This is a genomic window from Bradyrhizobium sp. Leo114 (assembly GCF_055229415.2).
The window spans coordinates 73,819-91,761 of record NZ_JBUYEN020000031.1; the positions used below are offsets into that span (position 1 = coordinate 73,819).

17 protein-coding genes are annotated in these 17,943 nt (G+C 61.1%); 9 read left to right on the top strand and 8 right to left on the bottom strand.

The window, feature by feature from the left end:
• Positions 1 to 72: 72 nt before the first annotated feature.
• Positions 73 to 2,628 (bottom strand): ATP-binding protein, encoded by a 2,556-nt coding sequence (locus tag ACZIRK_RS30805; protein WP_130227703.1) that lies wholly within the window; start codon positions 2,626 to 2,628, stop codon positions 73 to 75.
• A gap of 271 nt (positions 2,629 to 2,899) precedes the next feature.
• Positions 2,900 to 3,115 carry a hypothetical protein gene (locus tag ACZIRK_RS30810; protein ID WP_130227702.1) on the bottom strand — a complete coding sequence of 72 codons (216 nt, stop codon included), beginning with the start codon at positions 3,113 to 3,115 and terminating at the stop codon, positions 2,900 to 2,902.
• A 108-nt stretch (positions 3,116 to 3,223) separates the two neighbouring features.
• On the opposite strand from ACZIRK_RS30810, the gene ACZIRK_RS30815 reads away from it, so the two are divergent.
• Entirely contained in the window at positions 3,224 to 4,090 is an 867-nt protein-coding gene (locus ACZIRK_RS30815; RefSeq protein WP_028168115.1) for an NmrA family NAD(P)-binding protein, read from the top strand.
• 80 nt (positions 4,091 to 4,170) lie between these two features.
• Positions 4,171 to 4,899 carry a hypothetical protein gene (locus ACZIRK_RS30820; RefSeq protein ID WP_474418743.1) on the top strand — a complete coding sequence of 243 codons (729 nt, stop codon included), beginning with the start codon at positions 4,171 to 4,173 and terminating at the stop codon, positions 4,897 to 4,899.
• A 101-nt stretch (positions 4,900 to 5,000) separates the two neighbouring features.
• Here ACZIRK_RS30820 and ACZIRK_RS30825 read toward each other — a convergent pair whose 3' ends face one another.
• The 3 genes from ACZIRK_RS30825 to ACZIRK_RS30835 all read right to left on the bottom strand — a co-directional run bounded on the left by ACZIRK_RS30825 (position 5,001) and on the right by ACZIRK_RS30835 (position 8,009).
• Positions 5,001 to 5,618 (bottom strand): MarR family winged helix-turn-helix transcriptional regulator, encoded by a 618-nt coding sequence (locus ACZIRK_RS30825; RefSeq protein ID WP_130227700.1) that lies wholly within the window; start codon positions 5,616 to 5,618, stop codon positions 5,001 to 5,003.
• Positions 5,619 to 5,700: 82 nt separating this feature from the next.
• Positions 5,701 to 7,020: a phosphoribosyltransferase family protein gene (locus ACZIRK_RS30830; RefSeq protein WP_474418744.1), complete on the bottom strand. Its 1,320-nt coding sequence runs from the start codon at positions 7,018 to 7,020 to the stop codon at positions 5,701 to 5,703.
• Between the two features lie 86 nt (positions 7,021 to 7,106).
• Positions 7,107 to 8,009 (bottom strand): LysR family transcriptional regulator, encoded by a 903-nt coding sequence (locus ACZIRK_RS30835; protein WP_130227699.1) that lies wholly within the window; start codon positions 8,007 to 8,009, stop codon positions 7,107 to 7,109.
• Between the two features lie 243 nt (positions 8,010 to 8,252).
• Here ACZIRK_RS30835 and ACZIRK_RS30840 point away from each other — a divergent pair, with 243 nt between their 5' ends.
• A complete protein-coding gene (locus ACZIRK_RS30840; RefSeq protein WP_245474861.1) occupies positions 8,253 to 9,077 on the top strand; it encodes an alpha/beta fold hydrolase in 825 nt (274 codons plus the stop codon).
• A gap of 39 nt (positions 9,078 to 9,116) precedes the next feature.
• On the opposite strand, the gene ACZIRK_RS30845 is transcribed toward ACZIRK_RS30840, so the two are convergent.
• Complete coding sequence (locus ACZIRK_RS30845; protein WP_130227716.1) at positions 9,117 to 10,595, bottom strand: AMP nucleosidase; 1,479 nt, start codon at positions 10,593 to 10,595, stop codon at positions 9,117 to 9,119.
• 198 nt (positions 10,596 to 10,793) lie between these two features.
• On the opposite strand from ACZIRK_RS30845, the gene ACZIRK_RS30850 reads away from it, so the two are divergent.
• From ACZIRK_RS30850 to ACZIRK_RS30860, 3 genes are all read left to right on the top strand, one after another.
• On the top strand, positions 10,794 to 11,231 hold the full coding sequence (locus ACZIRK_RS30850; RefSeq protein WP_130227698.1) for an acyl-CoA thioesterase: 438 nt from the start codon (positions 10,794 to 10,796) through the stop codon (positions 11,229 to 11,231).
• 299 nt (positions 11,232 to 11,530) lie between these two features.
• Positions 11,531 to 12,838: a threonine/serine exporter family protein gene (locus tag ACZIRK_RS30855; protein WP_130227697.1), complete on the top strand. Its 1,308-nt coding sequence runs from the start codon at positions 11,531 to 11,533 to the stop codon at positions 12,836 to 12,838.
• Between the two features lie 58 nt (positions 12,839 to 12,896).
• Positions 12,897 to 13,367, top strand: a complete 471-nt coding sequence (locus tag ACZIRK_RS30860) for a hypothetical protein (protein ID WP_245474860.1) — start codon at positions 12,897 to 12,899, stop codon at positions 13,365 to 13,367.
• A 463-nt stretch (positions 13,368 to 13,830) separates the two neighbouring features.
• Here ACZIRK_RS30860 and ACZIRK_RS30865 read toward each other — a convergent pair whose 3' ends face one another.
• Both ACZIRK_RS30865 and ACZIRK_RS30870 read right to left on the bottom strand, forming a co-directional pair.
• Positions 13,831 to 14,778: a fumarylacetoacetate hydrolase family protein gene (locus ACZIRK_RS30865; RefSeq protein ID WP_130227696.1), complete on the bottom strand. Its 948-nt coding sequence runs from the start codon at positions 14,776 to 14,778 to the stop codon at positions 13,831 to 13,833.
• 55 nt (positions 14,779 to 14,833) lie between these two features.
• Positions 14,834 to 15,571 (bottom strand): FadR/GntR family transcriptional regulator, encoded by a 738-nt coding sequence (locus ACZIRK_RS30870; protein WP_130227695.1) that lies wholly within the window; start codon positions 15,569 to 15,571, stop codon positions 14,834 to 14,836.
• 239 nt (positions 15,572 to 15,810) lie between these two features.
• Between ACZIRK_RS30870 and ACZIRK_RS30875 the strand changes: the two genes are divergently transcribed.
• From ACZIRK_RS30875 to ACZIRK_RS30885, 3 genes are read left to right on the top strand one after another with little or no spacing between them, the layout of a single operon-like run.
• Positions 15,811 to 16,212, top strand: coding sequence for a RidA family protein (locus ACZIRK_RS30875; protein WP_130227694.1), 402 nt, complete (start codon positions 15,811 to 15,813; stop codon positions 16,210 to 16,212).
• A 36-nt stretch (positions 16,213 to 16,248) separates the two neighbouring features.
• Positions 16,249 to 17,079 (top strand): ABC transporter ATP-binding protein, encoded by an 831-nt coding sequence (locus ACZIRK_RS30880; RefSeq protein ID WP_130227693.1) that lies wholly within the window; start codon positions 16,249 to 16,251, stop codon positions 17,077 to 17,079.
• Positions 17,080 to 17,916: an ABC transporter permease gene (locus tag ACZIRK_RS30885; RefSeq protein ID WP_130227692.1), complete on the top strand. Its 837-nt coding sequence runs from the start codon at positions 17,080 to 17,082 to the stop codon at positions 17,914 to 17,916.
• Positions 17,917 to 17,943: the final 27 nt, after the last annotated feature.

Below are 17,943 nucleotides of genomic sequence, written 5' to 3' on the forward strand. Positions count from 1 at the left end.
ATCCGCAGCATGCCCGAGGGATTTGCGGTGGCCGCCAACCAGCAATCAGCATTGTGGTAAACGGGTCAGCGCTCATGCTTCGTGCAGCATCGCGTGCAGACGCCGGGCAAGCTCTGCCAGGCGGAACGGCTTTTCGACAATTGGAAATTCCCCGACCGCATTGTGTCGTTCCAATACATCTGCCGCATAGCCGGAGGCGAGCAGGATTCTGATATCCTTGCCGAACTTCCTCGCTTCGCGAGCAAGCTCAACTCCGCTCATTCCGTTGGGCATCACAATATCACTCAGCAACAGCTCGAAATCCTGACCGCTCTGGAGGATCCGAAGCGCGTCCATACCGTTGCGGGCACAGGAAACCTGATAGCCGCACGTGGTCAGCATGGCTGACGTGGCCTCCAGCAGATCCTCGTTGTCTTCAACGAGTAGAATTCGTTCCGTGCCGGTCGGTATGGCCTGGCGTTGAGAGCACTCCGGATCAGCCTCACGCGCTTGCGCAGCCCTGGGGAGGTATAGATCGATCGTAGTTCCGGCGCCGGGTGCGCTGTTGATGACGATATGGCCACCAGACTGTCGAACGAAGCCATAGACCATGCTGAGTCCGAGTCCCGTACCCTTCCCGACATCCTTGGTCGTGAAGAATGGCTCAAACACGCGGTCCCGCACTTCCGGGGGCATTCCGCAGCCGGTGTCTGCGACGGAGAGCCTCACATACGATCCGGGCGGACAGCCGGACACCGAACTCCTGTCTTGGACCACGTTCCGGGTTTCGATCTGCAGCACACCTCCATCGGGCATGGCATCGCGCGCATTCAAGGCCAGGTTGAGGAGCGCAGTCTCCAAAAGCGACGGATCAACGCGACACATCCATAATTCTTCATCGAGCCGCAGTTGGACTTCGCATCCATCCCCGACGGCTTGACGGATGAGTCCCTGGAATTCCGAAAGGAGCCGATTGGGGTTGACGAATTCCGGCTTCAATGCCTGCCCACGGGAAAAGGCGAGAAGCTGCGTCGTGAGCTTCGTTCCGCGATGCACGGAACGTCGCGCCGCTGCGGCGTATTGCCGGATCTTGCCGATATCTGGGGCATCCTCGATGAGTTCGAGATTCGCAGAGATCACCGTAAGCAGGTTGTTGAAGTCGTGCGCGACGCCGCCGGTGAGCTGGCCGACGGCCTCCATCTTCTGGCTCTGATGGAGCTGCTCCTCCATCTGACGGCGCGCCTCCAGGGCCTGCTTGTGATCGGTGATGTCGCGGAGGAAGATCGCGAGGCCGTGGCTCGAGGGAAAGGCATTGAGTGCGTACCAGGCCTGCATGCGCGGGCAAAACATTTCGAGATAGGTCGGTCGTCGCTCTGACGTCGCCTCCCGAATTTTCTTCAAGGCTTCCAGATCGGCGGCGACCGGGAAGGCTTCTGGAAGGGCCATGCCGACGATGTTCCGGCCGTGGGCGACACTCGCCGAGGCCGGTCCATTGAGATAGCTGACCCGCCAATCCCGATCGACGATAAGCACGCTGTCGGTGGTGTTCTCAAAGATCATGGTGAACCGAGCGGCAGCTTCCTCGGCTCTCTCCTTTGCTTCGGACAATTCGTGCTCGCGGCGTTCGAGCGCATCGGCCATGGTGTTGAACGCTTCGGCGACCCGGATGATTTCGGATGTTCCCTGGACGTCGACGCGTCGTGCAAGGTCGCCTAGCCGCCATTGGTTGGCGGCGTCGACCAGTTGCTCGAGCGGACGATGGATGAACCGCCGAGCCCCCAGCGACGTCAGGCTCAACACCAGCGCGGTGCTCAGTACGATCAGGAAAACGCCACGCTGTGTGCCGTGCTGGATCTCGGTGAACGCCCGGGCTTTGTCGAGGCCAAAGGCGATAACGATTCCCCCATCCTGCAGGACCGAATAGCCGACGATCCGCTCCACACCATCGAGATCGACGATATCGGCAGTGCTCCGATGGTCGGGCTTTCGATCGTTATCCCCGGGTATCCTCCGGCCGGCAAAGCGGTCGTTATCGGGATAACGGGCCAGGTACGTGCCGTTCCGGTCCATGATCGCAAGTGCGGCTCCCGGCGGCACATCCTGCTGAGCGATGGAGCCGGCAAGCCAATCCAGGCTGAGGGCGGCTATGACGACGCCGCCAAGCCGGGCATCGTCGCCATAGAAAGGCAGCGCAAAATGAAGGACCTTGCGACCAGTCTGCCGACCGATTGCGAACTCTCCGACTGTGAATTTGCCGGTTTTCAGTACGTCGGCGAAGTAGGGCCTTCCAGCCGCGGTCGATCGCTTGTAGTCAATGTTGGTGTCACAGAAGGCGTCGCCGTTCGTGTCGACCACGATGAAGCTGATGAACCCCGGATATCGTCGCATGATCCTGGCGAGGTAGGCGTTGCAGCCTTCCGTGTTCTTCGCCTTTATCGCCGGAAGCTCCGATAGTGCGATCAGGGCTTGATGCATTCCCTGGACGATCTGCCGCTGTTCTGCCGCGGCAAGCTCCGCCAGGTTGAGTGCCTGGTTTTGCACTTCGACTTGGCGGGTGCAACGGAATTGGAATTCATTGTAGGCTTGAATCGCGATAGCTGGGATCAATGCGATAGCCACCAGCAGGAATAGACGTGATAAAAGAGTCACTTGTTTGCTTACCTTCTGCCCGCGACCTGCGGTCCTGCAACGCCCCTCGACCCAGTGGCGCTCTGACGTCGATCGCTGACGAAATGCGATCTGCGATGCTCAGGACAATCATCTTGATCGCGACGCTAATCATGCCGTTGTGTAAATGACGCTTCAGACAAATCCTTCGGTCTCCGTTGTGCGAAACGATGCTCATTCGACGTCCTCGCAAGCGTGAGCAAGGGCACTGCCAGACGCGGCCTGTGCGGTCTTCAAATGTTGGCGAGCTCTGCTACTGGATCATGACGCGATCGGACTGAGAAGTTACATCTGTAACGACAGGAGCGACGCCGCCTTCGTGGCGATGGCCAAGCACGCGCTCGAATCCATCATGCATCTGCGGAGTTTGCCCTTCTGGATCGCCGATGGCGCGCTTGAGCGGCACGATATCGGTCAAAAGCAGGTAGGCTGTCGCAGGAGCTCCTGCCGCTATCGAATGCAAGTTCATGAAGGAATCCGCCTGTTGCAAAAGTCTTATATGCCCCTATTTTAGGGGAGTATGCCCCTATCGATCAAAGCGGGCCACGGATCGCCGTCAAGTGAGGGAGTATCCAGGATGAAACCGACTATCTTGATCGCCGGCGCTACAGGTGCGACCGGCCGCGTTGCCACCAAGCTTCTCCTGCAGCAGGGCTTTCCTGTGCGGGCGCTCGTTCACCGCGATGACGAGCGCTCCAGCAAGCTCCGAGCCGAGGGGGCCGAAATCGTCGTCGGCGACCTCCTCGACTTCCGAGCCGTACGCCGTGCGTTCGATGGGGCGCAGCGGGCATACTTCGTCTATCCGATCCGGCCCGGCATCACCCAGGCGACGGCGCAGTTCGCGCAGGCTGCGCTTGAGGCCAAGGCCGAGTTCATCGTCAATATGTCGCAGAAATCGTCTCGTCGGGATTCGAAAAGCGATGCTGCGCTTCAGCACTGGCTGTCGGAGCGCGTGTTCGACTGGGCCGGGACGCCCGTCGCGCACCTGCGCCCGACTTATTTCGCTGATTGGCTCCTCTACATGCGAAATATGATTCGCGCGGGCCGGATGTCAGTTCCTTTCGGCACGACGGGCCGCCATGCGCCCATTGCTGCGGAAGATCAGGGGGCTGTCATCGCCGCGATCCTGGCCGATCCGGCGCCGCACAAGGGGCAAATCTATCCCCTCTTTGGCCCCGTCGAGCTTACCGCTCCGGAAATCGCCGCGACCGTGGGTAAAATCCTCGGCAAGGAAATCCGCTACGAGAAGATCACCGCGCAGCAGTGGGCGCGCGAAGTCACCGGACAGGAGATTCCGTTCCTTGCACAGCATCTACAGGAGGTAGCGATCGACCACAACGACGGTATCTTCGCTGGGACGAATGACTTGGTCGAGAAGATCGCCGGTCGGCCGCCGATGACCGTCAGTGAGTTCGTCGAGAAGAATCGGGCGGCCTTTCAGTAGGCCGTCCGTCCACGTCAGCTCAACGAACGATAAACATTTCTCGACTTGAGGAACGGCATTTTCGGGATTTGGACGCGCGTATGCATGACCTGATTGGCTTTTCGATCGAAGCGCACGGCGGACTCGCTCGTTGGAATCAGCTCCGACAGATTTCCGCGAGCTTCATTCCTGGGGGGCTCAGTTTCAAGCAAAGGGGACAAGAAGCTTTCACCAGGGAGCGAACGAGGGTGACTGTGGACACCCGTGAGCAAAGAGCAGTCTACGTCCCTTTCCTCGGTTCTGGGCAAAGCGCGATTTTTGAGCCGAAGCGCACGGCCATTGCAGCTTCCGATGGCACGATTCTGGAGGAGCTGAATAACCCGCGCGAGTCATTCAGGGATATGGGAACGCCCTGGAGTGCGACCCAATTGGCTTATTTTGCCGGTTACGCGATGTGGATGTATCTCACCATGCCGTTCTCCCTCGTAGGGGAGGGGATCGAAACAGAGGAAATCGGTTCGTGGGCGGAAGACGGAGAGACCTGGCGTGCGTTGAAACTGAAGTTTCCCAAGTCGTTAGTCACCCACTCGACGGAGCAGACTCTCTACTTCGATAGCAACGGGCTGATCCGCCGGCATGACTACGCAGTGGAGATTTTTGGCGGCCGAAAGGCTACTCACTATCGCTATGATCACAGAGCGACAGAAGGCATCACATTCTCCCATAAGCGCCGGGTTTACCTTCCGGATGCCGAGGGAAGGCCAAAAATGGATACGGTGATGATTTCGATCGATCTCGACGAACTCGAACTTTTGCGCGTGGCGCCTTAGCGGCGCAGTGCAATAGACGGAGCGCGCCTCGCCACGTCGGGTGGCGGACTATGGGGTCAAGCTGGATTCATTGGGCGACGAGCGATTCAAACATCTCGCGGTCACGGGGATGTGTTTGAACGGCCATATGCCGCTTTCGGCCTATTCCGTCCCGATCTGGCCTGGACCGTTTTGCTCGATTGAACCTTCACCGAAGTCTCTTTCTCGCCGCGCTCGCCCAAACCGCACGAGAGAAGCTGGTCCATGAGTTTGTGCATGGCAAGGACGTTGGAAGCACCGAACTCAGTCTTGAATTCAGCCTGCGCACGTTCCCATCCCGGCCGCGCCAATTTAAACCGCTCCAAACCAGCCTCAGTTATGGAGATGAGGCGAACCCGCCGATCCTTCGGACCGATCTCGATCTTGATCAGGCCGTCACGTTCAAGCGGGCGAAGGTTATGACCGATCGTGGCGCGGTCCATGGTCAACATCTCTGCCAGCTCAAGCATCGACTTCGGTCCGCGTTGCTTCAGATGACCCAGAATCGCGTATTGCGTGACACGTAACCCGGACGCCGCGATATGCGCATCGTAGAAACGGTTAACATGGCGAGCAGCACGCCGCAGCTTTGTGCTGTTGCACAAATCAAGCACATCGACATCGCCAATCGCCATATTTGCATCTCCTGTCCGCGACTGATGCAAGCCCAGATAGGCGGCTGGTGCAAGATGGTCAAGCATGGGAGGAGGCTACCGACTTCGGCTCCATGTTCGCGCGAGCCCTGGTGATTGCTGGCTGCGAAATTGAACAAGGAGATGTCGCTCACGCACGGCCGCCATTTCCCTTGGCGCGGCGCAGCAGCTCCACCACTTGCCGATCCGAGATCTGGTTGAAATCCCGGTAGTGCATGCCGACTGCAAAGAACGACTCGGGATTCATCAGGCAAATGACTTCGTCTGCTTCGGCGTTCAGGGCCTCGAGCGTATCGGGCGGAGCGACCGGCACCGCGAGCACAAGCCGGCGCGCACCCGCCCTGGAGAGTGCCTTGAGCACGGCCCGCATCGTTCCACCGGTCGCGATGCCGTCATCGATCACGATCACGGTGCGGCCTGTGATGTCGACGGGCGGCTCGCTGTCGCGATAGAGGCAGCGCCGCCGCTCGATCTCTGCGAGCTGGCGGGATGTCTCCGCCTTCAGATAGTCGGCGCCGGGCTCGATGGCGCGAACGATCTCGTCGTTCATCACCACCTGCGGCTTCGCGCCATCGACCACCGCGCCCAGCCCGAGCTCTTCGTGTCCGGGCGCGCCGATCTTGCGCACCAGCACGACATCGAGCGGCGCGTTCAGCGCCTGCGCGACCTCGAATGCGACCGGTACGCCACCGCGCGGCAGTGCCAGCACCACCGGGTTGTCGTTCTTGAACTTCAGAAGCGTCGGCACGAGCCGGCGTCCGGCCTCGCGCCGGTCGGCGAAGATGCGCTCGTCGCAGGTTCCTGTCAGCGGCGATGACAGGAAACGGCGGAACCAGCGTTTGGCATGCTCGATGACCTCCTCAAGCGCGCCGGGTTCTTCAAACAAATGACCGGCTCGTGGCACGATGACCAAATCCTTCTCGTAGGAAAGCGCGGCGAAGGCCGCACGGTTGAGCGGAATGACCGGCAGGTCGGCGCCGCCCACGATCAACAGCGTCGGCGCGGTGACGGCGCGCAGCGCCTCGCCGGCGAGATCGGGCCGTCCGCCGCGCGAGACCACTGCGCCGACATTCTGCCGTTCGGCCGCGGCGACCAGTGCAGCCGCGGCCCCGGTGCTTGCGCCGAAATAGCCGACGGGCAGTGCCGCAAATTCGGGCCTGGCATGGACCCAGTCCGCGGCTTCTGCGAGGCGTGACGCCAGCAGACCGATATCGAAAACGTTGCAGCGGTTGCGCTCTTCCTGCTCACTGAGGAGATCGAGCAGCAGGGTGGCAAAGCCCGCCTCGCGCAAGCCCGCCGCCACCTGATTGTTGCGCGGGCTGTGGCGGCCGCTGCCGCTGCCATGCGCGAAGATCACGATGGCAGTCGCGTCCTCGGGTACGCCCAGTATGCCGGCGAGATGATGCAGACCAATGTTGACGTCGCTGATCTGCGCTCGTCCGCCCGTCATGATCAGTCCTCGGCAGGAAAAAGGGCCGCGCTGGGTTCCCTCTAAAACTGTAACTCAGGCCGGTGGTGGATGTTCCTCCGCCGCGCTCACGTGATACCCTCGACAGCGCGCAGCGCGGGTACCACGAAGTCGATGAAGGCGCGCACTGCAGGTCTCAGGAAGCGCGACGTCGGATAAGCCACGTAGAGTTCGCTCGCTCGAATCTCGTGCTGCGGCAGCACCTGCACCAGACGTCGCGCACGCAGTTCTTCCGTCACCAATGGAAGCTGTACCGGACCCAGGCCGCGGCCCGCCAGCAAGGCCGCAATAAGGACCCGCGCGTTGTTGGTCTTCAGCACAGGCTGGACTGGCACTTCGATGGTTCTGGCGCCGCTCAAGAGTGTCAGTGTTCCTCGACGAGACAGCACCGCGTCAGTGACGACGAGCGCGTGGTCGGTCAGTGCCTGCCAGCGCCGGACCGGACCATGCTCTGCCAGGTACTCAGGTGTCGCAACCAGGATGCGCTTGATGATGCCGACCTTGCGCAGGACGGTACTTTGGTCCGTCGGGCGTCCCATGCGAACCGCCAGGTCGATGTCTTCATGCACGAGGTCCGCCGCCCTGTTCTCCAGCGTGAGGTCGACCGATACGGTCGGGTGCTGCTTTTGGAAGTCCATGACGATGCGGTGCAGATGGCTTTCACCAAGGCAGACGGGGCCGTGAATGCGCAGCTTGCCACCGACTTCGCCCATATCACGGCGCACCATCTCTACCGTCGCATCGATGGCCGCCAGGGAGGTCCCGCCTGCTTCGTAGAGCATCAGGCCTTGCGGGGTTGGGCGCACCGCGCGCGCGGTCCGCTCGAGCAGGCGCGCACCGGTATACTGCTCGAGGTTGCGCAACAGCTTGCTCACCGCGGGCTGTGAGACGCCCAGGTCACGGGCAGCGGCGGTGATGGAGCCGCGCTCGACAGTGCGCACGAAAGCACGAAGGGCGGCGGTCAGATCCATTCATAACACCTGGTTATGCAGATCATTCGCTCATAGCGGATAGACGCGGTGCGGTCCATGATGAACATTCCGCGCAAGAACTCGGCCAACATGAGGTGCACGATGGAATTCGACCGGCGATCACTGTTGTTCGGAGGATCACAGATACTGCTCGCGGGCGCGGCTGCGACAGCGGCCGGACTTCAGTCCGTCTCTGCTCAAGAGAAGCCCGATAGCGCGGAGCCCACTAAGATACCGGCCGGGATGTCTAGTCGTTTCGTCGATGTGAATGGCATCCGCATGCACTACGTTGCCATGGGATCCGGCCCTGTCGTCGTTCTGCTGCACGGGTGGCCCGAGACGTGGTTTGCCTGGCGCGGCATCATGCCGCGACTGGCCAGGAAGTTCACCGTGGTTGCGGCTGACCTGCGTGGGTGCGGGCTATCGGAGCGCACCGAGGCTGGATACGACAAGGAGACGATTGCCGAGGACATACGCGCATTGATCGCGCACCTGGGACCCGGTCCAGCCCACGTGGTCGGCCACGATATGGGCGGCAAGGCGGCCTATGTCCTCGCCCACCTTTATCCGCAAGCCGTTTCCAAGCTGGTGCTCGTCGACTGCCTGCTTCCGGGAACCGAGAATTTGGACGCCTTGCGCGGCGGAGCCTGGCACTATGGATTTCACGTGGCGCCGGAGTTTCCGGAGATGCTGACCAGGGGGCGAGAGCGCGACTACATCCGCGCGCAGATTCGGGCCTGGTCGCACAACAAAATGGCCATTTCCGAGGATGCCATTTCAGAGTTCGCCTATCATTACGCCCGCCCTGGCGGAATGACGGCCGGGTTCAACTACTATCGAGCGCTGCGCCAGGATGCGAAGCTCGCCGAGACGCTGCGCGGACGCAAACTGATGCCACCTGTGATGACCATCACCGGGCGTCATAGCGCCGGCGACAAGCTCGCCGAATCCATGCGTGATCAGGCCGCCGATCTCACGAGTGTCGTCGCGGAGGATAGCGGTCATTTCGTTGCCGAGGAGGTTCCGGATTTCTTCTGCGAGAAGCTGGAGACATTCCTGGTGGGTTGAAGCTTGCTGACGTGGACAAGCGGCGCGAAATCTGACGCGTTACTGAAACGCGACCTCGGCGAAACTCCGGAGCTTGCGCGAATGCAGGCGCTCCAATTGTTGCTCCCGCAGTCGTTCGAGCGCCTTCAGGCCGATCTCGAGATGCTGGCCGACGCGCTGCCGATAGAACTCGCTCGCCATTCCCGCGAGCTTGATCTCGCCATGCAAAGGCTTGTCCGAGACGCACAGCAGCGTGCCGTAGGGAACGCGGAAACGAAAGCCGTTGGCGGCGATCGCCGCCGATTCCATGTCGAGGGCGATCGCGCGCGATTGCGACAGACGCCGAATGACCGAGCGATCGCCGATCTCCCAGTTGCGATTGTCCACGCTTGCGACCGTTCCCGTGCGCATCAACCGTTTCAGCTCGAAGCCTTCGAGCCCGGTCACTTCACCCACGGCTTCCTCGAGCGCGACCTGCATCTCGGCCAGCGCCGGTATCGGCACCCAGAGCGGCAGCTCATCGTCGAGCACATGATCCTCGCGCACATAGCCATGCGCGAGCACGTAGTCGCCGAGCCGCTGTGTATTCCTGAGACCGGCGCAGTGTCCAAGCATCAACCAGGCGTGCGGCCGCAGCACCGCGACATGATCGGTGATGTTGCGTGCATTGGACGGACCGGTGCCGATGTTGATCAGGGTAATGCCCCGATAGCCGGCCTCGACCGAGTGAAAGGCCGGCATCTGCGGCATGCGTTGCGGCGCGATCCCGGTCGTGCCGCCGCCAAGGCGCGCGTTGCGCGTGATCACGTTCCCCGGGCCGACGAAGGCGTCGGGGCCGATCGCGCCCGCAGCCAGACGCTTCTGGCTCAACTCGGCGAACGCATCGATGTAGAACTGGTAGTTGGTGAAGATCACGAAGTTCTGGAAGTGCTCCGGATCCGTGCCGGTGTAATGATAAAGCCGGCGCAACGAATAATCGACACGTGCCGCGCGGAACAGGGCCAGCGGCTCGGGAGCGCCAGGCGCGAGCTCGAGCGTGCCATTGGCGATGGCATCGTCCATGGTGGCCAGGTCAGGCACATCGAAGAGATCGCGCAGCGATCGCATTACGTTCGATTTGTCGCCGGGCGTGAGTGCAGCTTCGATGTTGATGTCGCGACGATAGGCGAAATGAATCGGGATCGGCTCGTTCGACTCGCCGATTTCCACCGGTACGCCGTGGTTGTCGATCAATCGCCCGATCTGCTCGGTGAGGTAGGTGCGGAACAGGTCCGGTCTCGTCACCGTGGTTTCATATACCCCCGGCCTTGCGACGAAGCCGTAAGCGAGGCGCGAATCGACCCGCACATAGGTCGAGGTTGCAATGCGCACGAACGGATAGTTGGCGCGCACGCGGGCCGTGAGCGGCCGGCCATTGGCATAGGCCTCGAAATGATCTCGCAGGAAGGCAGTGTTGCGCTCGTAGATTTCTTCCAGCCGCGCGACCGCTGCAGCGGCGTCGGTGAACGTGTCGGTTGCAATCCGCGGCGGGGTCAGCATGGTGAGGGCAGGGTACATTGTCGTTACTATGGCAGATTCTCAGGAGCAAGAAAGGGGGAGCGCCGGCACGCGGCTGCCCGGTGGCACGGCTTGCGGCCTCTCTTGCCTGTCCGTGATCGCGAAAAAGGTCACGGGCAGCTCGCATCCGTCGCGATCGTGATATCAGGGGATGGACGATACTTCGTGGAAGGAAGAAGCATGCGCCAGGATTTCTGGTTCCATCATCCGTTTCGGGTGCGCTATTCCGAGGTCGATGCGCAGGCCGTGGTGTTCAACGCGCACTACCTGACCTATTTCGATACCGCGATCACCGAGTATTTTCGCGCGCTCGGCTATGACTATCTCGGCGAGGTCGCCAAGACCGGCGTCGATTTCCACCTTGTACGGTCGGTCGTCGAATACAAGGCGCCGATCCGGTTCGACGAGGAGATCGATGTCTGCGTGCGCGTCGCGAGGATCGGCCGGTCCTCGATCACGCTGGCGCTCGCCATTTTCGCCAAGGGCAGCGACGATCTCCGCTCCACCGGCGAAATCGTGTGGGTGTGCACGGACCAGCGGACCCACAGCTCTGTTGCCGTCGCAGAGCCGTTGCGGGTTCTGATTGCAAGCCGCGAAAAGGCCCTCGCTCAGGTGTGATCCGCGGAGGCCGGCCGGCGCGATCCAGCCGGCGAACGTCACGCCCCAATCTCAGGCGAAAGCTGATCTGGGATCAGCGAACGACCGCGCAGCGCTCGCGCTTCAGCGTCTTCATCGCGGTGCCGTCGAGGTTGAGATGTCCCTTGACGAGGTCGGGCGGAGTCAGTGCCATCAACGCCACAATCGTGGCATCGGGCCATTCGGAAAACGGCTATGGAAATCGGAAAGACCATCCGCGAGGCGGGGCGGTATCGCTCTTTTGATACGCGTTCGATCGGAGATTGGGTTTTGTTGATGCGATGAGCCAGCCGCTTGATAGGGCAGCCGCCGCCCGAAGCCCGGATTGCGATCCGGCGCGCGCGCTCGACGTGCTGGTGACGGCTGCGATATTGCTGTTCACGAACGGCCAGACGAGCGAGCGCACGACCGAGTATGTCGAGCGGCTGGCGACAGCGCTCGGCTTTTCTGCGCGGGTCTTTCTGCGCTGGGACGGAGTGACCGTCGCGATCGAGAATGGCGGCGGAGTGGCGAGCACGACCGTCGAGGCGAGGCCGGTCGGCATCGAGATGGGAAAGGTCGCTGTCGCAACCAAGTTGATTGACGACTTCTGCGATCACCCCTCCACACCAGAACTGCTGCGCTCCGCGCTTGCCAGGGTGCAGGCTCGCCCGCCCGTCTCGCTCATTCGCTTCGCATCCTTCGCCGCCATCGGCGCCGCTGCGCTCGGCATCATCTTCGGCGCCGCGCATGTGGCAAGCCTGATCGTCATCGCTGTCAGCGCCGGCCTCGGCGCCTGCCTGCGCCGCTGGATCGCCGGATGGAGCCATAACCCGTTCGCCCAGCCGCTCGCCGCCGCGCTGCTCGCCGGCGCGATCGGCGCGCTGGTCGTCGATCTCCAGTTGTCCTCCAGCATGCAGCGGCTCGTTGCCGTCTGTCCCTGCATGGTGCTGGTGCCGGGCCCGCACATTCTCAACGGCACGATCGACCTTGCGCGTGGACGCCTGGCGCTCGGGATTTGCCGGGTGGTCTATGCCAGCCTGATCATCTTTTCGATCTGCATCGGCCTGCTCGCCGGACTGTCGTTCGGCGGGGCCAACCTGCCGGCATCGGCGCCGTCGCCGCCGGTCCCGTTGATCTATGACGTGATCGCTGCGGGTGCGGCGGTGTCCGCCTATGGTACCTTTTTCTCCATGCCGTGGCGGATGCTGCCAGTCCCGATCCTGATCGGGATGTTCGCCCACGGCGTGCGTTGGGCCCTCTTGGCCAAGGCCGGCGTCAGCCTGTCGGGCGCCGCCTTCATCGCCTGCCTCATTGTCGGAGCGATCACCACGCCTGTGGCAGAACGTCTCAGGTTGCCCTATGCGGGGCTTGCCTTTGCATCCGTGGTTTCGCTGATCCCGGGGGTGTTCCTATTCCGGATGGCGGATGGGCTCCTCGAACTCGTCGCGAGCGGAGGTAACGTTTCAGGCTTGCTGCAGGCAACGCTCGCGGATGGAATCAATGCCTTCCTGATCACTCTTGCGATCACCCTGGGGTTGATCTTGCCGAAGATGCTGATTGGGTATCGTTTCAACAAACCGTTTACCGGGAACGGCCGAAGCGCGTAGAATTTGAATCACGTCCCTGCGCAAGACATACGCTTTTGCAATCTGCGCATTATATTCAATGGATGCCGCTATCGTAACTGTCGAGCAGGTGATTGGGATGCGCCTATTATTGCTTATCAATTTGACGGCTGTTGCCGTGGCGGGAGTCGCCATGGCTCAGACCGAGGAGCCGCCGATGTCCCTTCCGCCCGTAAGCGTCGATCCGCAGCGGAATAATTTGCCGCCGGCTCTCGACCTCGGGCCGCAGCAGGGTTCAGGAAACAACGGCGCCGCCCGCGGCAATTCCGGAAACGCCGGCAATGCCAAAGGCGGCTATGACGATCTCAACAAACGCTTGATGGGCGAGGTCAACAAGGTCAATCCTCCGATCACGAATCAGCCGCCGCTCGACGCGCGATCGCCGGACACCCGTATTGGCGTTATCAACATACCGGGGGTTCGGCAGCAGTACGGGCAGAATTTCGGCATTTCGGCCCAGCCGTACCGCCCGCCGCCGCTTGTCTACTCGACCCCTTTGGGACGTCACTAAACGTTCACGCAGAGGGCGCCTGAGCGGCGCGGGTTGCTGACCTGCCGCTCAGGCTCGATCGAGGGCGTGCGCTTCGTGCAGGTGACAGGACAGTCCTTCACGCCCTGCAGGGATTCGATAAAATTCTTCGTGGGTTTACCGAGCGGCATACGTTGCGGCCGTGCTGTGCGTGGATACCAAACGGCGCCTGCTAGACGCTGATCGGTATTGAGAGGTTGGATGCCGGCCGCGCGCGCGGACAATCAGCGAGGTCATGAGCCCGCTGGAGCGCATCGCGCTCAAGCTCAAGGAGATCCGGCCGCCCAACTGGCGCGCGGGCTGTGTCGCGCCCGGCTTTGGAGGTTGCGGATATCTTCCGCAGCCATGGCGCCGAGCATGCGGCGCCGTCCTTCAAGCGGCCGGCATCCGAAACCCTTCACAGAAGCGGACAGAGAAACTCGATTCGTGATGAGGTATTTGTTCGCTAGACCACTGAGTTTCTCAGCGTGCCAATGCGATCAATCTGGCACTCAATAATATCCCCGGGTAGGCAGTATCGTGTCGCGCGGACTAATCCATCCTTGCCAGCCCAGACGCCCCCGAGTTCACTATCGGCCGACCATGCGGTTCCCGCCGGAGAGCCGGTAATAATCACCATGCCGGGGCGGAGAGTGAAGTTGATCGAGAAAAAGTGGATCAGTTCCGCGCAGGTCCAGATCATGTCGCTGGTCGCGCAATTCTGGCGCAATTCGCCGTTGATGCGCGTCGAGATCTGCAGACTCTGCGGATCGAGGATCTCATCCGCAGTAACGATGACGGGCCCGAGAGGAGCGCTGGTGTCGAAGGCCTTGCCACGCCCCAATTCGTACCAGACCGTGCCGTTCGGCGCCGTCCGCACCTGCCGATCCCTAGCCGTGACATCGTTGACGATAGTGTAGCCAAATACATGATCGAGCGCGGCTTTGACCGGGATGTGCCGGCCTGGCTTACCGATCACAACCGCCAGCTCGGTTTCGCAGTCCAGTTTCTGGGTTAGCGCGCCGTCAAAAATGATCGCGGAATCAGGTCCGACCACGGAGTCAGCTGTCTTCACGAAGAATTCTGGCTCCTTCCCAGACAGCGGCGTATTAGCCTTCTCGCTGTTGTGGGCCCGATAGTTGCTGCCAGCACAGAGGATCGTCGATGGCATGATCGGCGCATCAAGACGGACGGTCGAAAGCTCATAAGAGGCTTCAGAGGGAGCCGAGGACGCCAGCCGGTCCAACTCGACCGTGCCATCGACGCAGGCGCGGATCAATGAACGCATGTCGCGCCCGATATCACCGCAGACGCCGTGATGCCGCGCCGAGGCCACAACATCGATCACCAAATCCCCGGCGAGGATTCCGACCCTGCACTCTTGAGTGTCGATTTTGAAGCTGACCAGTTTCATCGCATATCCGTAAGCGTGTGATTAGGTTCGTGGAATCGGGGTTGGGGCGGGAGGCTTACTCTCCCCTGAACATCATCGCTTTCACGTTCTGCAGATGGATAGTCATGGCCGCACGCGCAGCAGCCGCATCTCTCCGGCGAATGGCATCGACGATCTCCACATGCTCAACCGTGTGCACGTCGCGCATTTCGTCAGTAAGCGTCTTCTTCTTCAGCGCTCCCCAATCGCCTTGATTGCGGATCTGGGTCACGATCACTGCGAATGCGGAGAACAGCGGGTTACGAGTCGAGGTTGCGATCGCGCAATGCAGCGCGTCGTCGCAATCTTCGAACTGCTGCAGACTCTTCGCCACACGGGATTGATCGATCGCGGCCTGCATCCGCTCGATATCGGCGCCGCCGGCGCGTGCGACCGCGAGCTCGGCGATCGCCGGCTCGAGCGAAAGCCGGAATTCCATCAGGTCGCGCGGGCTCGTCTTCCGCACTAGGTCTAGATCGAGGTTGGCGGATGCGGTCGGCGGTGCGCTCGCCGCTAAATGTAGCGCGAGCTTGTCGCTGACAAAGGTCCCGCGCCCCACCTCGCGGATGATGATGCCTTCCTGCTCGAGACTATCCAAGGTCTTTCGAACCGTATTGCGTGCTGCCATGAAACGCGCGGCAATCTCGCGCTCGGTCGGCAGCTTGTCGCCTGGTTTCAAGGTCTGCGTCGCAATGCCCGCCTGGATGAAGCGGCGGATCTCACGCGCCGCTTCTCGGGCACGCTCGCGCACATTCTCGTCGGTCGTGGTCTGCATATTGGTTCTCTTTTGGGCGCTATGCGCACCAATAACGCCTAGGGCCAGCCCAATTCTGAGGGATAATGCGAACCAATCGTGCGGCCGTCAATCACTTTGTTGGTCACAAAATGCGCATTTTATGCTAACATTTGCTACAAAAATATGCCTTGACAGCTGGCCGGACTCATACACCAATATGGTGCACGTTTTCCCGTATTGGTTCACATTTGGTTCATAAAACAAGGCAGGAGACTTCGATGAAGGGTAAGCAGACATACGTCGTGGGCAAGCTTTCGGGCGCCATTGCCGGCGACCGCAAGATTCCGCTGTCGGCTGTCACCAGCGGCAACGGCTTCGTCTTCGTCTCCGGATTGCCGCCGGTCGACCATGTCACCGGCGAGCTCGTGCGCGGCGACATCCTCGTCCAGACCCGGCAGTGCCTCGAAAACGTGAAAGCAGCTCTCGAAGTCGCCGGCTCATCGCTGGACCAGGTGCTCAAGGTCACGATCTACGCCGTGAACTGCGCCTATTTCAAAGACATCAACGAGATCTATGCCGAGTACTTCCCGAATGATCCGCCAGCGCGGACGTTCTGCACCGTCGGCGCATGGCCGTGGGAGTTCGACATCGAGATGGAAGCCATCGCACTGCAATCCTAACCCCGATCGACCAGAGAGCTCAGGAGGATGCCGACGATGAATCAGTCCGTCGAGTTGGATCGGACGACGCGTGAATGGCGCGATCGCCATTCGGTTCTCACCTTCACGGACGTGATCAAAAAATACTCCAGTGAGCGCGGCTCGGTCGTTGCCCTCAACGGAATCTCTCTCGACGTCAAGGAAGGTGAATTTCTCACCATCGTCGGCCCAAGCGGCTGCGGCAAGTCCACCCTCCTGAACATTCTAGTCGGCCTGGAAACGCCGTCGGCCGGCGCCGTTACACTCGACGGCGCCGGGGGCGTAGACCGCAAGACCGTGGGCTATGTGATGCAGAACGACAACCTGTATCCGTGGCGCACCCTGCGCGAAAATGTCGAGTTTCCGCTCGAACTGCGCAAGATTCCTGCTGAGGAGCGGCGCCGAATCAGCACGCGCTATCTGGAAAAGGTTCAGCTCGCCGATTTCGCCAATGCGTATCCCTACGAGTTGTCGGGCGGCATGCGACAGCGCGGCAACATCGTCCGTGCCCTGTGTTTCTCGCCGCGCATCCTGGTGATGGACGAGCCGTTCGGCCCGCTCGACGCCCAGACCCGGCTGTTGCTGCAGAACCTGCTGCTTGAGCTCTGGGCCGAAGAAAAGAAGACCGTCATCTTCATCACACACGATCTGCACGAAGCCATCGCGCTCGGGGACCGCCTGATCGTGCTGACGGCGCGGCCGGGCCGCATCAAGTCATCGCATCCGATCGATATTCGGCGCCCGCGCAATATCCGTCACCTGCATGAAAACGCAGCCTATCGCGAGCTTCTGAGCAAGGTCGGCGACGAGCTGGCGGAAGAAATCCAGGTTCAGGCGGGAGTGCATTGAATGTCCATCGAAGCGATCGACCTTCCCATGACCAACAAAGTCCAGAAGCCCGCCCTGTCCTATCGGTCCAGGATCAACCTGACCCGGCTCGGCCTGGTCGGCCTTGTGTTCGGGTTCTGGGAATATGCGTCGGGAACACTATTCTCGCCATTCTGGATCTCGAAGCCCTCGCTGATCGCCGGCTACATCTTCAAATGGGTCGTTCACGGCGACTTCTTCTATCAGCTCTCCTTTACCTTCGGCTCGATGATCGCGGGCTTCACGCTCGGTACAGTGCTCGGCCTGCTGGCGGGCGTCGTGCTGAGCCGCTCGCAATTTCTGTCCGACGTCCTCGATCCCTTTCTCGTCGCCATCAACGGCATTCCGCGCGTCGCGCTCGCGCCGCTGTTCGTCGTCTGGTTCGGCATCGACATGCTGCCGAAGATCATTCTGGTCTTCACACTGGTATTCTTCGTGATCTTCTACAACACCTATGCGGGCATTAAGAGTGTCGATCGGCGCTTCACTGACCTCGCTTTTGTCATGGGCGCCAATTCCAGCGAACTGTTCCGGAAAGTGATCCTGCCGGCATCGCTCCCGCACATCTTCCTCGGCATCAAGCTATCGATCCCCTACGCGCTGATCGGCGCCATCATCGGCGAGTTCGTGGCATCCTCGGCGGGCCTCGGCTGGAAGATACAGATGGAGACCAGTCTCTACAACACCACCGGGACCATGGCTGGCCTCATCGTCATGATGTTCATCGTTGTGACGATGAACGCGCTGCTCGCCGTCATGGAGCGCCGCCTGCTGCGCTGGCAGCCGAGCTCACGCTTCACAACGACCCAGACACAGTAAGAACGATATCCAACGCATAGGAGACTT